This window comes from Polynucleobacter arcticus (assembly GCF_013307205.1).
Taxonomy (GTDB): domain Bacteria; phylum Pseudomonadota; class Gammaproteobacteria; order Burkholderiales; family Burkholderiaceae; genus Polynucleobacter; species Polynucleobacter arcticus.
Map to the genome: position 1 here is coordinate 410,416 of NZ_CP028940.1, position 14,371 is coordinate 424,786.

Annotated in this window: 15 protein-coding genes and 1 pseudogene; 8 read left to right on the forward strand and 8 right to left on the reverse strand. The window is 45.1% G+C overall.

All coding sequences use genetic code 11. The features are described from left to right. Positions 1 to 72: 72 nt before the first annotated feature. Positions 73 to 669, forward strand: a complete 597-nt coding sequence (locus DN92_RS02230; protein ID WP_173959718.1) for a P-loop nucleotide/nucleoside kinase family protein — start codon at positions 73 to 75, stop codon at positions 667 to 669. A gap of 34 nt (positions 670 to 703) precedes the next feature. Here the strand turns inward: DN92_RS02230 and DN92_RS02235 are convergent, their stop codons facing one another. Continuing rightward, positions 704 to 2,314, reverse strand: a complete 1,611-nt coding sequence (locus tag DN92_RS02235) for an NAD(P)/FAD-dependent oxidoreductase (RefSeq protein WP_173959719.1) — start codon at positions 2,312 to 2,314, stop codon at positions 704 to 706. An 89-nt stretch (positions 2,315 to 2,403) separates the two neighbouring features. On the opposite strand from DN92_RS02235, the gene DN92_RS02240 reads away from it, so the two are divergent. The 5 genes from DN92_RS02240 to DN92_RS02260 all read left to right on the forward strand — a co-directional run bounded on the left by DN92_RS02240 (position 2,404) and on the right by DN92_RS02260 (position 4,374). Next, positions 2,404 to 2,952 carry a YaeQ family protein gene (locus DN92_RS02240; protein ID WP_173959720.1) on the forward strand — a complete coding sequence of 183 codons (549 nt, stop codon included), beginning with the start codon at positions 2,404 to 2,406 and terminating at the stop codon, positions 2,950 to 2,952. Then, complete coding sequence (locus DN92_RS02245; protein ID WP_173959721.1) at positions 2,949 to 3,365, forward strand: putative toxin-antitoxin system toxin component, PIN family; 417 nt, start codon at positions 2,949 to 2,951, stop codon at positions 3,363 to 3,365. The genes DN92_RS02240 and DN92_RS02245 overlap by 4 nt, the downstream gene beginning before the upstream one ends. A 157-nt stretch (positions 3,366 to 3,522) precedes the next feature. Further along, positions 3,523 to 3,744, forward strand: coding sequence for a hypothetical protein (locus DN92_RS02250; RefSeq protein ID WP_173959722.1), 222 nt, complete (start codon positions 3,523 to 3,525; stop codon positions 3,742 to 3,744). A gap of 21 nt (positions 3,745 to 3,765) precedes the next feature. After that, on the forward strand, positions 3,766 to 3,969 hold the full coding sequence (locus tag DN92_RS02255; RefSeq protein WP_173959723.1) for a SlyX family protein: 204 nt from the start codon (positions 3,766 to 3,768) through the stop codon (positions 3,967 to 3,969). A gap of 54 nt (positions 3,970 to 4,023) precedes the next feature. Then, entirely contained in the window at positions 4,024 to 4,374 is a 351-nt protein-coding gene (locus tag DN92_RS02260) for a phage holin family protein (RefSeq protein WP_217426068.1), read from the forward strand. 3 nt (positions 4,375 to 4,377) lie between these two features. On the opposite strand, the gene DN92_RS02265 is transcribed toward DN92_RS02260, so the two are convergent. Further along, positions 4,378 to 6,195 carry an AsmA family protein gene (locus tag DN92_RS02265; RefSeq protein ID WP_173959725.1) on the reverse strand — a complete coding sequence of 606 codons (1,818 nt, stop codon included), beginning with the start codon at positions 6,193 to 6,195 and terminating at the stop codon, positions 4,378 to 4,380. Positions 6,196 to 6,351: 156 nt separating this feature from the next. Then, positions 6,352 to 6,567: pseudogene (locus tag DN92_RS02270) on the reverse strand (HP1242/YdcH family protein). Positions 6,568 to 6,798: 231 nt separating this feature from the next. Here DN92_RS02270 and DN92_RS02275 point away from each other — a divergent pair. After that, the gene (locus tag DN92_RS02275) at positions 6,799 to 7,677 is read left to right on the forward strand and encodes a hypothetical protein (RefSeq protein WP_173959726.1); all 879 of its coding nucleotides are present in this window, start codon (positions 6,799 to 6,801) and stop codon (positions 7,675 to 7,677) included. A gap of 11 nt (positions 7,678 to 7,688) precedes the next feature. Here the strand turns inward: DN92_RS02275 and DN92_RS02280 are convergent, their stop codons facing one another. From DN92_RS02280 to DN92_RS02290, 3 genes are all read right to left on the reverse strand, one after another. Then, positions 7,689 to 7,958 carry a hypothetical protein gene (locus DN92_RS02280; protein WP_173959727.1) on the reverse strand — a complete coding sequence of 90 codons (270 nt, stop codon included), beginning with the start codon at positions 7,956 to 7,958 and terminating at the stop codon, positions 7,689 to 7,691. Between the two features lie 46 nt (positions 7,959 to 8,004). Next, positions 8,005 to 9,000, reverse strand: coding sequence for an extracellular solute-binding protein (locus tag DN92_RS02285; RefSeq protein WP_173961231.1), 996 nt, complete (start codon positions 8,998 to 9,000; stop codon positions 8,005 to 8,007). 121 nt (positions 9,001 to 9,121) lie between these two features. Then, positions 9,122 to 10,678 (reverse strand): ABC transporter permease, encoded by a 1,557-nt coding sequence (locus tag DN92_RS02290; RefSeq protein WP_173959728.1) that lies wholly within the window; start codon positions 10,676 to 10,678, stop codon positions 9,122 to 9,124. A gap of 77 nt (positions 10,679 to 10,755) precedes the next feature. Between DN92_RS02290 and DN92_RS02295 the strand changes: the two genes are divergently transcribed. Beyond that, positions 10,756 to 11,844, forward strand: coding sequence for an ABC transporter ATP-binding protein (locus DN92_RS02295; RefSeq protein ID WP_173959729.1), 1,089 nt, complete (start codon positions 10,756 to 10,758; stop codon positions 11,842 to 11,844). Here DN92_RS02295 and DN92_RS02300 read toward each other — a convergent pair. Beyond that, positions 11,841 to 12,857 carry a cytochrome d ubiquinol oxidase subunit II gene (locus DN92_RS02300; protein ID WP_173959730.1) on the reverse strand — a complete coding sequence of 339 codons (1,017 nt, stop codon included), beginning with the start codon at positions 12,855 to 12,857 and terminating at the stop codon, positions 11,841 to 11,843. The genes DN92_RS02295 and DN92_RS02300 overlap by 4 nt on opposite strands. 3 nt (positions 12,858 to 12,860) lie before the next feature. Beyond that, positions 12,861 to 14,255 (reverse strand): cytochrome ubiquinol oxidase subunit I, encoded by a 1,395-nt coding sequence (locus DN92_RS02305; protein ID WP_173959731.1) that lies wholly within the window; start codon positions 14,253 to 14,255, stop codon positions 12,861 to 12,863. Positions 14,256 to 14,371: the final 116 nt, after the last annotated feature.

The following is a 14,371-nucleotide window of genomic DNA, read 5'->3' on the forward strand; positions in this document are numbered from 1 at the left end:
CGCGATATTTCTAATAAACATGGGATTGAGAAGTAGAATTTACTTCAGTAATTAGCCCAAATTGAGAGATAAATGACCTGCAAGCTCAGCCCTACAGCACCGCGACTTATTCTCTTTGCAGGTCATGCAGGGACAGGTAAAACCACCTTAGCCAAAAAAGCATTACCCCTCATTATTGAAAAGACAGGGGAAGACTTTTTCTTTTTAGACAAAGATACGGTTTATGGTGCCTATAGCGCCCATATCATGGAGCTCACCACCAACAATCCTAATGATCGCGACAGCCCTTTTTATTTGCAGAACCTCAGGGATTGGGAATATGCCGGACTTATCGCTATCGCTAAAGAAAACCTGCAGCTTGGAGTTAACGTCATCTTGGTGGGGCCATTTTCTAGTGAAATCCAAAGCGGTCGAATGTTTAACCCCGAAGAGCTGGGAGTGCCCAGTGTGTCGAGTATCCGAATCGCCTGGATTGATTTAGATGAGAGTGAAGCCAAAAGTCGTATGGAACAGCGCGCAGATCCGAGGGATGAGTACAAACTGCAGCACTGGGATGAATACGCTAAGCGAAGACAAGAGCCACCAAAGCATGCCGCGATACAGCGTTTTGATAATCGATATTTTGATGAGGCTCGATTTGAGAAATTAATCGACCATTTAATTAATTAAATGCCAATGGGGACTGGAGATTAGACTCGTGGAATTATTTAGAAAGATAATCGAGCGCGACTGCTTCGGCTACTTTAATTCCATCCACCCCAGCCGACAAGATACCCCCCGCATAACCAGCACCCTCGCCTGCAGGGTAAAGGCCTTTGATATTTAGACTCTGGAGATTTGCACCTCGCGTAATTCGCAAAGGTGATGATGTACGCGTCTCAATGCCAGTCAATACCGCATCCTTCATCGAAAAGCCTTTAATCTGCTTCTCAAAAGCGGGGATTGCTTCTCGAATCGCCTCAATTGCATAGGAGGGTAAGGCATCAGCAAGGTCTGTCAAATGAACGCCCGGTTTATAAGATGGGATTACAGAACCAAAATCCGTAGAAGCCTTGCCAGCGAGGAAGTCTCCTACCAATTGTCCGGGGGCTTCATAGGTAAACCCGCCTAGCTCGTATGCCTTGGACTCTAGAGCCCTTTGAAACTCAATGCCTGCTAAAGGGCCGCCAGGATAGTCTTCGGGAGTAATGCCAACCACGATACCCGCATTAGCATTGCGCTCGTTACGGGAGTACTGACTCATTCCGTTAGTCACAACACGATTTGGTTCGGAGGTTGCAGCAACTACAGTTCCACCTGGGCACATGCAAAAGCTATAGACCGCGCGGCCATTCTTAGCATGGTGAACCAATTTGTAATCAGCTGCACCGATGAGTTCATTGCCAGCGTGAGGCCCTAGACGAGCTTTATCAATCAAGGATTGGGGATGCTCAATGCGAAAGCCTACTGAAAAGGGTTTTGCTTCCATATAAACCCCTGCTGCATGCAAGACCTCAAAGGTATCACGAGCACTGTGCCCTAAAGCAAGCACCACATGATTGGCAGGCAAGTCTGGATGCCCCTCAATTTTGACTCCAGCAATTTGATCATTCTGAATATCAAAGCCAACCACCTTTTGTGAGAAACGTATCTCTCCACCAAGTTCAATAATTTCTTGGCGCATTCTTTCGACAACACCAACTAAGCGGAAGGTTCCAATATGCGGCTTAGCTACGTAACGAATTTCTTCTGGAGCACCCGCTTTAATAAATTCACCAATGACCTTACGTCCGTAAAACTTTGGATCTTTAATTTGACTCCAGAGCTTGCCATCAGAAAACGTCCCTGCTCCTCCCTCACCAAATTGCACATTAGATTCTGGATTGAGGACATTCTTGCGCCATAGACCCCAAGTGTCTTGTGTACGTTCGCGTACGGGTTTGCCACGCTCTAATACGATCGGCTTAAAACCCATCTGAGCTAATACCAAGGCAGCAAAAATTCCACAAGGGCCAAAACCAATAACAACGGGACGTACAAAACTAGTATCCTTGGCTTGTGAGGAGTTGGCTACAAAGTGATAACTCGTATCGGGAGATGGCCGAACATGCATATCATTCGAAAACTGCTTCAGTAGCTTTTCTTCATCTTTTACTGATAAATCAACTGTATAAATGAAGGCCAGCGCAACGTTCTTTCTGGCGTCATAACTCCGTTTAAATACTTCCGTCCGAATCAAGTCTTGAGCTTGGATATGCAAACGAGCTAGGATCGCCTCCTCCAATGCCTCGGGGGCATGGGTAATTGGCAGGCGAAGTTCGGTAATACGGATCATGGGACTCAACGATACACAGTAAATAGGGGCAATTTACGAAATAATACTGGCAGAGGCGGATGAGGCCACTTAAAAGGCGATAATGCGCCATGGCTCTACGCGCAACTATCCACAAAGCCGACCTCCACGTCGCAGATTCTGACCGTCACTATTACGGCAGTCACTCCCTCACTATAGCCAAGCATCCCTCGGAAACTGAAGAGCGAATGATGGTTCGGATTATTGCGTTTGCCCTGCAAGCCCAAGAAGATCTGGCATTCACTAAGGGCTTAAGCGACACGGATGAGCCAGATCTTTGGGTAAAAGACCTCACCGATGCCATTAAGCTCTGGATTGAAATTGGTCAGCCAGACGATCGACGTATCCTTAAGGCCTGCGGTCGGTCCGATCAAGTGATCGTCTATTGCTATGGCGGCCATACGAGCAAGATCTGGTGGGACGGCATCGCCAATAAGCTAACTCGTGCACGTAATCTCCAAGTAGTCTCTATTCCAGCAGAGCAGGCTAAAGAACTGAATACATTAGTGGAGCGCAGTATGGTGCTACATGTCAATATTCAAGATGGCGAAGCTTACGTATCTTCGGATATGGGACAAGTGACCATTACCCCTGAAATTTGGCGCAGCCAACAACCATGAACATCATTGTTTTAGACACGAATATCTTGTTAGATATTTTTGTCTTTAATGATGTCAGGTCGCTTGACTTAAAACAAGCCGTTCTGGAACGTAGTATTCAAGCTGTAGCCAGTCAGAAGACCCTAGAAGAATTCGCTGATGTAATCTCCCGCCCACTCTTTAAGCTGGATAGTCAAATGCAAGCGAATATTCTGGAGCAATGGCAATCGCTTGCAGCATTACAGAATGATGCTGAGTTACTCCCCGCGCCTTGGAAGTGCCAAGATGCAGATGATCAGATCTTCTTGGATCTGGTCCATCAGCTTAGACCAGCAATATTGATTAGCAAAGACAATGCGATTCTTCAGCTAGCCAGCCAAGCTGCTCTGGAAGATATTTTGATTACCAGCGATTACAACGCTTTCAAGCTTTAAAACTGGGGTGCAGTCCCTTGGCGTGCTGCGCAACATCTAAAGAGTTTCGTAGGGCATCCGCCGCAGTAAATCCCTGGGGGATTGGAGATATATCTAGAATGGAGTACGGGACAGAATTTGTCATTTATAGATCATACCGAGAAAGTGCTTTTTTGACATGAGTAAACCAAAAATGGCAGATGCCGATGACGGACTTTTTAAGCCAGGCAATAAGCTAAGACATATCAAGACTGGTGGATTTTACAAAGTAGTTTTACTTGCCAATGTTGAGGCTAACTTAGAGCCGGCCTACGTCTATGAATCTTTACAGTCACATGATTTTTGGATTCGACCTCAAGCAGAGATGGAAGATGGTCGATTTGAATTGGTCAATGCTTAAGACACTAATACAGGAATTGAAATGACTGAAGATCGCATCACCAACCTGGAGATTAAGCTGAGCTTTACCGAAGATCTGATTGATCAACTCAATCAAACTATCTATAAGCAACAACAGCAGATTGAATTTTTATATCGTGAGCTTAAATCCATTCGGGAGCAAGCCAGCAGTGCCGATGGCACAGCTAACAGCAGCCCAAAGGATGAAATTCCACCCCACTATTAAAGCCCTGATAATATTGGAAATAGATTAGAGCGCGATATTCAAAAAAGGATGTACATCATGAGCAACTTAGTTCCGTTTTTAGTCCAATGGGGCCTCACTTCACTATCCCTCTGGGTCGCCAGTTATCTTTTTAGCGGTCTGCGTTTTGCAGATGGTGGATCACTGCTGATAGCCGCCCTACTGCTTGGATTTGCGAATGCCGTAGTTAAGCCTTTATTAATTCTCCTCACCTTGCCACTAACTGTTCTCACCATGGGATTGTTTCTGTTGGTAGTGAATGCACTAGTGCTGATGTTGGTCTCTGCAGTGGTTAGTGGCTTTACGATCTCGAGCTTCTGGACAGCCTTTTTTGCCAGCATCTTTATTTCTTTATTCAGCCTGTTTATTAGCGGAATACTGTCTTAAGGCTTACTGTACCCCAGGGTAGATATCAGACCAGGAGTGAAGTGCATCTCGGCAGGGATGCGTTTTAGTGGTCATCGATCTAGCATTCTCGGCCAAAATTGATGCGCCACCCGTCAAAAATCCTAACCCAATGGAGACCGCACTATTCACCACACCAGTTTGATTAACGGCTGCTTTAGGGTTCATTAGTGTTCCACCCATTTTTACCAATCCAGCGAGATCAAGGCCGGTGGTAATGCCAGATTTCTCTTGAGGATTCACTGTAAGATTTACTGCTTCAGTCTTCAAATTAATTGAGCCAGCCAATACCGCATTTAGCCTATCGGTCTCGATACCCACAGTATTAGCAATATTAATCTGCCCCTGATTAATTGGTAGGTAGGCAACCGCACACTCCAAAATCGTTTCAGTAGACTTTTTACGCAAGGGGTTCATCGAGTTCAAAAGCGTGATGACGAAGTCACCAGCATCATTTAAGAAGTTGGAGCCCATCTTTGCTTGACTGACACTGATCTGGATTTTGCCACTAGAGTTTCCGGCAATCTGATGAAGACTACCTCCCGAAGAATTGAGGTTGAAAGCAAGCTTCATATCACCTCCACTCACCTTTGAGCTCGGATCAACTCGAGCCGATAGATTTTCGAGCGTGAAATCCTTGGTGACTCCTCTCACTGAAATTACAGGGCTTGGTGAATTGAGTTGTGACAGATGAATCTGGATATCAGCAGATCCCTTGCCCATCTGCAATGTCAACTGAGGGATATCAATCACATTCCCATCCAATTGCAAAGTAGCCTGCAAATTTTCTATGGGCTTACGGTTCGGCAAACCTAACTCAACAATATTGACCGTAATTTTTCCTTTGGCTTGAGGTAGAGCATTAAAACCAATCGCCTCACTACTAAATAGGTAAGTGGACTGCGGCTTGCTAACAGGATGCACCGTTGGAGATTCTGACTTAGCAGTGTTGATGCTTCGGGGGGCTGTAGTACTTTTACCCAAAGACGGCCAATCAAATGCTTTGGAAGTCAGTGCTAAATTAATGGTAGGTGATGCCTTGGGCTGCTTATCCAACTCACCCTTAATCAGCATTAGCTTGCCATTGAGGGTGAGGCTCAGGTCCAGGGGGAATTGGCTAGGAGAGACATCCCACTGCTGGAACAATCTGGAAAAAGAGCCTGTTTTTCCACTTAACTCTAAAACTTGACCTTGAGTTTTCATATCCAGAGAGATGGTGGTGTTACCACTACCCTCGCGCAATGCCAAGCGTTTGATTTCATAGCTTGAGATTGAACTGAAGGCATCTTGGTACTGAATCTGGGCATCAAGCACAGCGATATTCTCTATGGAGATAAGGCCATCAACTGAGGAGGATGTAGTTGCAGAATCATTACTAGTGGATCCTGCAGCAGTTGATGTAGCTGAACTCATATCCCAATTCACCTTGCTTGCTGTATTTTTTTGTAAGAATAATTCTAGGCCAGCAAGCTTCACGCTGGCGATTTCAACCTGCTTACTCAGTAGGGGAAGAAATTTAATATCCAGCTCAACACGCTTCAGGGTCAACATCTCGGGCGCATCTGCCCAAGACGCATTACTTAGACTTAAGCGCTCCGCAGAAACGGAAATCCTAGGGAAAAAGCTTAAATTGACTGGGCCGACAATCTTTAAGTCTCGGCCTGTAGCTACTTTCACCGAAGTAGCTAGCAATTTCGTCAACTTGACTGGATCAACAGCGGAGGCAGCATACCAAATGCCAACTCCACCCAAAAGGAGGAGGCTGCCTAGGGTGATTAAGATGATCTTTAGTCTTTTAGTCATTCACTTGAATTCTCACTTTATTACTAAGTACATAAATGCCATCCCAGCATTCGCGGGATCTGAGGCAGTCGTGCTGTATGCCTACTTTTAGGGGGCAACTTCGCCTCCGAAATAAAAATGTAAGACTCCAATATCGCATCTTGTGTTCATAGACGCTCAACTACTCGCCTTTTTTAACACGGCATAAATTTGATCCTTGAGCAGCAACTTCTCTTTTTTCAAGATTTCAATCCCTTCAGGGGTACTCGGCTCTCTGTAAGCCTCCATTCTTTGAATCAGCTAATCGAGATTGTTGTGCTTATCAAACAAATGCGAAAAGTGACGATCTGATGTTTTTAGCTTGCTGATTAACTCGCGGTATTCAGGGAACATGGGTTTTCCTTAAGTTGAGTCTATTCACAACGATACCAATTCAGTGTAGCAACTTGAGGCTGAAATTCAAGCACCTTACCCACCTTACGCAAACTTTAAAAACAAGGGAGCCCTCAACATGGATTTGGCAAAGCAAATTCTCATATAGGTATCAGCAAAAGTGAATAAAACTGAAGTAAGATTACTTAGTGCGCGAAGCACATTAACTACCAATAAGAAGGGTAATAGACCATGGCTACAAAGAAGTCTCCAGCGAAAAAGAAAGTAGCTACTAAGGTGGTAAAAAAAGCCCCCGCAAAGAAAGCAGTTAAGAAAGTTGCCGCAAAGAAAGTGCCAGCTAAAAAGGCGGTTAAAAAGGCAGTGAAAAAACCAGTTGCTAAGAAAGTAGTCGCCAAGAAAGCGATTGCTAAAAAACCGGTAGTAAAAAAAGTTGCGGCCAAGAAGCCTGTAGCGAAGAAACCAGCCGTCAAGAAAGCTGTCAAAAAATCTCCTAAGACTGCAGCCGTGAAACAACTGAAAGTCGATCAATATGGACTTGAGGAAGATGATGAGTTCTATGGTCTGTACTTTGCTAAATCCACTAAAAAGGGTTTAGTTGAAGTTAAGCCCTGCACCTTCTCATTGATGTACTGGTGGAAAGGCCTGCTTGGCTACCCTGACATGATCGAGATCTCCAAAGATAGCAATACAGCAATGCTGCAATTTGAATCTACTTTTGGTGGTGGAGATTCGGGTGAAACGGAATTGACCGAAAAAGATGTGTTTGATGTTGATCACATTATTGAGGTTGATGAGGAAGAGCAGCTGATTTCTCTTTATTCCTATGTACCCATTCCTGTCCCAGAAAAGCTCATTGGCGCATTAGGTCTCTCCATTCTGAATATCAACCCAGAAACCCGTTATGGCAACCTAGAAATTTGTTCCACTGACAATGAGGATGGCCAGAATGAGCATTTCCTCCGCTATCGCGCAGCTACCTATTTGCGTGGCGTTAAGTCTGGAAAAGTTGAGGCTATTGAAAGCATGATTACCAATGGCTCAGAGTTCTTTGGATTAGCCTTAGATGCAATGTGTGTCAATAAATCTATTAAGAAATGGTTACTTAGCTAAGTAATCGTGGATTAATAAATATTGCACACAAAAATGTAGGTCATAGGAAAGCGGTCGTTTACTGTTTTGCGAGTCTCAACAATAGTAGCGCCTCGCTTTCCTAGTTTTTTACACTCCCCTGCTGCGGCCGCCTGGACCTCTGTATCTTTTGCAGATTTGGGAGCATGTACCCCAACCGTGCCATCAGACTGTCGATAGACTCCAAACTCACTTGGTGGCGTCGCGCATACCAACAAAAAAATGCCTGCAGATAGCGCAACAATAGATTGGTAAATTTTCATTGGAAGGTCACAAAGTGGATCAAGTTGGAATCTATTCTAGCCAATTCTATTTGTAACCCACCCGATCTAATAGCCTTTGTGCAGCGATCTGATTCTTACCAATTGCAGCAACTGAGATATTTTCTGCTTTAAATGGTCCCAATATTTTGAGACCTTCATTTTCAATTTTCACTGACTTCACTACGGGCCATTCGTTATTGCCATTGGCAAAGTATTCTTGTGCCGAATCGCTAGCTAAGTAGTCTAGAAACTGCATAGCTGCCTGTGGATGTGGGGCATTTTTAGCTACGCCGCCGCCAGCAATATTAATGTGAGCGCCAGTGGTTTTTTGATTAGGCCAAATAAACCCAATCTTAGAAATGATTTCTTGGTCTTCTGGCTTAGTAGAGCGCAGTAACCTCACTAGGTAATACGAGTTAGCTAAGGCAACAGCACATTCACCTGAAGCAACTGCTTTAATCTGATCGGTATCACCCCCTCTTGGAGGGCGAGCCATATTTGCCACCATGCCCTTAGCCCATGCTTCAGTAGCAAGCTCACCGCGACGTTCAATCATGGCACCAATCAAGGACAGCATATAAGGATGGGCACCTGAGCGAGTGCAAATTTTGCCCTTGTTTATAGGGTCCGCTAATTTCTCATAGGTGTCTACATCTTGCGAGTTCACTTTTGACTTGTTGTAAACCACAAGACGCGCTCTAGTGGAAAAACCAAACCAAGTCGATCCTTCGGGATCTGGCTTTGAGCGCAGGTTAGCGGGAATACGACTCTCTAAATACTTAGATTGGATTGGCTTGAAGAAGCCGTCAATTTGTGCACGCCATAATCGTGCTGCATCTACCATCAAAATAACATCGGCTGGGCTATTAGCACCCTCGCTTTTTAATCTCTCAGCTAATGCATTGTCATCTGCCTCAATACGATTAATTTTGATACCTGTTTTTTTGGTGAAGTCACTGTATAGCGCTTCATCAGTCTGATAGTGACGAGCTGAATACAAATTAAGCTCTTTAGCCTCCTGCGCATACAAGGGCAAAACCATCAAGCTGCTTAGCACTAAGGCGCAAGAGCTTAAAAATTGTCGGATTGATTGATTTGCCATTGCCGTATTTGCGATCAGAATTAGAAAAATCTAATTTATCACAAATACGAATGATTATCAATTAAGATTTAGAGATGACCCGGGAAAGCAATATGACGGGGAAAAGTCCAACCAAAACAATGGTTAGGGAAGGCAAAGCTAATTCAGCTAAACGTTCATCAGCAGCCAATTGATAGGCCGCAACTGCCAAGGTGTCAAAGTTAAAGGGTCGCAATAAAAGCGTTGCAGGCAATTCTTTCATGACATCCACAAATACAAAAAGGCCGGCTGTAATTAGGCTGCGCTTTAATAAGGGCACGTGCACTCGACGCAAAATCTGCAATCTTGAGAGCCCAAGTAAAGCGGCTGAACCGTCCATGGATGGCGTGATGCGGGACAATCCTGCCTCTACGCTCTGAAGGCTGGAGGAAAGAAATCGAACTAAATAAGCGTAAACCAAGACCAGCATGCTGGCTGACATCCACCAAGCTAGCTGAAAGATTTCCAAAAAAGAAAGAATGCCAATAGCTAGTACAGCGCCTGGTAACGCATAACCAAATCCCAGCAATCGATTGACCCAACTTAAACGCGGATTCAGGCGCACTGAGTAGGCAAAAAATATGGCTAATACAACCGAGATTACGGCCGTCAGAATCGACACCGCTAAAGAGTTACTCAACCAATCCAAATACCGAATATCAATACTGAGGCCCTGTTTAAAGAGCAATTGTAAAAGTGCAAAAGCAGGTAATACAAAACCACAAAGTAGTGTGCCGCCGCAAAATAGGAATGCACCTAGGGCATCCCTGCCATGCAATACCTTCGCAAGTGGCCTACTCTGCGATGAAGATGCATAACGGAGCTTTGAACGACTGCCTTGTTCAATACAAAAGATAAGCAAAACAAAGCTTAAGAGGCCCAAGGCAAGTTGCACGGCCGCTACACGGTCACCAAAAGAGAGCCAAGCTTTAAAGATGCCGGTAGCAAAAGTCTGTACGCCAAAGTAGGATACCGCACCAAAATCTGCCAAGACTTCCATCAGTGCTAATGCCATACCAGCGAAGATGGCGGGTCTCGCCATGGGTAATACCAACTTCACAAATCCCTGCAGCGGACTGTATCCCAGTGTTTCTGAAACCTCAATCAAGCGGCCGCTGCGCTCTAAGAATGCAGTACGCGTAATGAGATAAACATATGGGTATAGACAGAATGAGAAAGACCAGATTGCGCCACTCATCGACCTAGGATCGGGAAAAAACCATAAAGATTCTATTCCGAGCAAATCACGCAACGTAGTCTGTATCGGACCTGAGAATTGCAAGAGATCGACAAATAGATAAGCCATCACATAGGTAGGGACGGCTAAGGGGAGAATTAAGGCCCACTCAAATAATTTCTTGCCGGGAAAATCGTAGCTAGCAACCAGCCAAGCGTTTCCTACCCCGAGAATAAATACCCCTACTCCAACCCCAAGAATAAGCACCGAGGTTGAGGCAATGTATCCGCCAAGTACAAAATTCCAGAGATGACTGAGCGTGCCACTAGCTAGCAGCTCATTTCCAGGCAGCAAGAATGGCGCTGCCAAGCCAAAGAGGGGCAAAAATAGCAACAGGGCAAGCAGTACGACAATACGATTCATTCAATCGGCAATCCGTTTAGACTCTAGCTATGCATTAAACCATTAGCGTCATGAGTATTAATGAGAAAATTATAGAGATGAACTCCGCTCGCACACTGCTTTCGATCCAAGGGCTGGAAATTGACTACCTTAGTCGTGACGGCAAAGGTCGTGTCACTGCCGTTAAAGACCTTAATCTGAATCTTGCCCATGGCGAGATCGGCTGCCTATTAGGCTCGTCTGGTTGCGGTAAATCGACTGTCCTAAGAGCCATTTGTGGGTTTGAGCCTGTTAAGGCAGGGGAAATCCTCTTGCGAGATCAGATCGTGAGCTCTGCCTCTGTTCACCTTTCGCCTAATCAAAGAAAAGTAGGAATGGTGTTTCAGGACTTTGCCCTTTTCCCCCATCTCAACGTTTTAGAAAACATTGCGTTCGGTCTGCAACATCTCCCAAATAATCAAAGATCCTTAGTAGCCATGAAATGGCTTGAGAGAGTATCTCTCTCAAATAAGGCGGATGCCTACCCCCACGAGTTAAGTGGCGGCCAACAGCAACGCGTAGCACTAGCAAGAGCGATGGCCCCAGAGCCTGATTTAATTTTGCTAGATGAGCCCTTCTCCAGCTTAGATATTGAGCTAAGAGAAAGGCTTGCAGGTGAGATGCGCGAAATTTTCAAAGCAAACAACATCACTGCCCTGCTGGTAACTCACGATCAATTTGAAGCCTTTGCTATTGCCGATAAGGTTGGTGTGATGGCGGATGGAAAAGTGCTTCAGTGGGATGCACCATACGAGCTTTATCACAAACCAGCCAATCGCTATATCGCTGATTTTATTGGGCGTGGCGTCTTTGTTAAAGGCATTGTCCTGGCTGGAAATAAAGTCAAGATTGAGCTGGGTGAACTTGATCTGGACGATGACCGCAGTCAGGAAGTGGGCAAAGAAATTGAAGTGTTGTTACGCGCTGACGATATTCAGCATGATGACCATAGCACCATGCAAGCCGAGGTTGTCCGCAAAACCTTCAGGGGCGCGGACTTTTTGTACACCCTCAAATTAGCCTCTGGTGTGGAGATCTTTGCTTTTGTGCCCAGTCACCATGACCATGCAATTGGCGAAAAGATTGGTATCCACCTGGTAGCCGATCACGTTGTCACCTTTACTGATGAAGCGATATCAGCTCACTAGTAATAAGTAAGCGCAGTCGCTTTGCCCTTGAAAATACGGTACGAAAACAAGGTATACCCAAGGATAGTGGGTAACACGACTATTGCACCCCAGAAAATAACCCAGAGCGACTCAGTAGCCGCCGCTGCTTGCCACAAAGTCACCTTACCAATAATGACGTAAGGAAAAATGCTGTAAGCAATTCCAAAAAAGGCCAGCCAAAAGATGGCAACTACGCACGCAAATGGCAACCACTCTTTCTGCGTAGATTTTTTTTCCAATGCATTGATAGATCGGAGGGTGAGTAAAAATAAAATACCGGTAGCGATTGGCACGGGGGAAAGCCAGATTATTTGCGGCCAGGAAAACCACTTATGCATAATTTCAGTACTGAAATACGGTGTTGCAAGAGAAACTAGTGCGATACCAAGTCCGGTTAACCAGAGACTATTCTTTGCCCATCTAAATGCTTTTTGCTGAAGAGTGCCCTCGGTTTTTAAGATCAACCAGGTAGCCCCTAGCAAGACATAGCCAGCAGGCAAGCATAAGCCTACCAATAAGGAGAAAAGCCATCCCAAAGCCCCCGAATCAAAGCCAACGATCAGCCGTCCAATCATGATGCCTTGAGATACGGAGGCAATCAAACTGCCAAGATAAAACAGTAAATTCCAAAGCGGTTTTTGTTCAATGTTCACCTTGACCCTAAAGTCAAAAGACACGCCTCTCAAAATTAGCCCCAGTAACATGGCAGCTACCGGCAAATAGAGCTCAGTCAGTATCTGCCCATGAGCTAAAGGAAAAGCAACTAACAGTAAGCCAACACCCAAGACAATCCATGTTTCATTCGCATCCCAGAAAGGACCAATGGATGCAATCATCATATCTTTATCTGCATCATTTCCGCGATTGAGAAGCATTCCAATGCCTAAGTCGTAGCCATCTAGAACGACGTAAGAAAGCATGGCAATACCCATAGCCACAAAGAAAAATAAGGGCAACCAAACCGAGGCTTGAGTAAAGTCCATTGAGCTCATTAATCAGACTCCAAAAGGACTAAACGAAGAATCCGTCTTCTTGGGAGCTGGATGACCCTGAGCATCTTTCGCATCGGCTTGGCGTGCTAGATAGAAGACTACCCAGATATAGGCAGCTAACAAACCAACATACAGGACTAAATAAGCAAACAAGGTTGAGAAGACCATGCCTGCTGGCAAGGTCGTCACTGCCTGCGCAGTTGTAAGGACTCCCGTTACCAAATAAGGCTGACGACCAATTTCAGTGACATACCAACCGGCTAAAACAGCAATCCAACCAGAGAAGGTCATGGCTACCAATACTCTCGCCATCCATTTGGGGAGTTGACGATTTTGTCGTAACTGCCAACGACCAATCCAAGAACATAACAACATCAACACGCCCATACCAACCATCACTCTGAACGCAAAGAACACGGGGGCTACAGGAGGAATCTTGTCTCCAAAATCATTTAATCCTTTTACTTCGCCATCCACACTATGGGTTAGATATAAAGAGGCTAACTTGGGAATGCTGATCTCATAGTCATTGCTACGTGTTTTTTGATTAGGCACCGCGAAGATGACAGCAGGAACTCCAGAGCCACCCTCCCAAATACCTTCCATCGCAGCCAGTTTGGCCGGCTGATGCTGAAGTGTATTAAGGCCATGCATATCTCCCAGCATGATCTGCAAGGGAATCAGAACCATCGCTACAGTGAGAGAAAGCTTCATCACCAGAAAGTTCGCTGGGGAGCGACTATTGCGCAAATAGCGGTAAGCAGAAATGCCGGCCAATAAAAAAGATACCGTGAGAAAAGACGCCAGCATCATATGCCAAAAACGATAAGGCATTGATGGATTGAAAACGATGGCTAACCAATCAACCGCATAGGCTTTTCCATCAACCATCTTGAATCCTTGCGGAGTTTGCATCCAAGAATTCAGCACAATAATCCAGAACGCTGAAAGACTGGTTCCAAAGGCAACTAAAAATGTGGCTACCGTATGAACTAATGGGGAAACTCTGTTAGCACCGAACAACATCACACCCAAGAAGGTGGCCTCTAGAAAGAAGGCTGTTAATACCTCGTACGCCAGTAAAGGGCCAGCGATATTGCCTACTGTCTCCATATACCCAGGCCAGTTAGTGCCGAACTGAAAACTCATCGTGATGCCGCTCACTACGCCTAACGCGAAGGTGAGGGCAAAAATTTTGACCCAAAAGCGATATGCCTCCTGCCAATAATCTTGACCAGTTCGAATATGCTGAATCTTGAAGAAGAATAGAAACCAGCCAAGCGCTATGGAAATCGTTGGAAACAGGATGTGAAATGAAATATTCGCACCAAACTGAATGCGGCTAAATAAAAGCGAATCAAGCACGGTAGCTCCCGGTAGGTAAGGGTTTACACTCATATTATGTCACCAATCTAGCGACTACGAAAGCCTAAAAAGCATTTTTATAACTCTGTCTAAGTTAGCTTAGACCTTCTATCTAACTATTTCAATTGATTGAGTCATTTTTATTTATT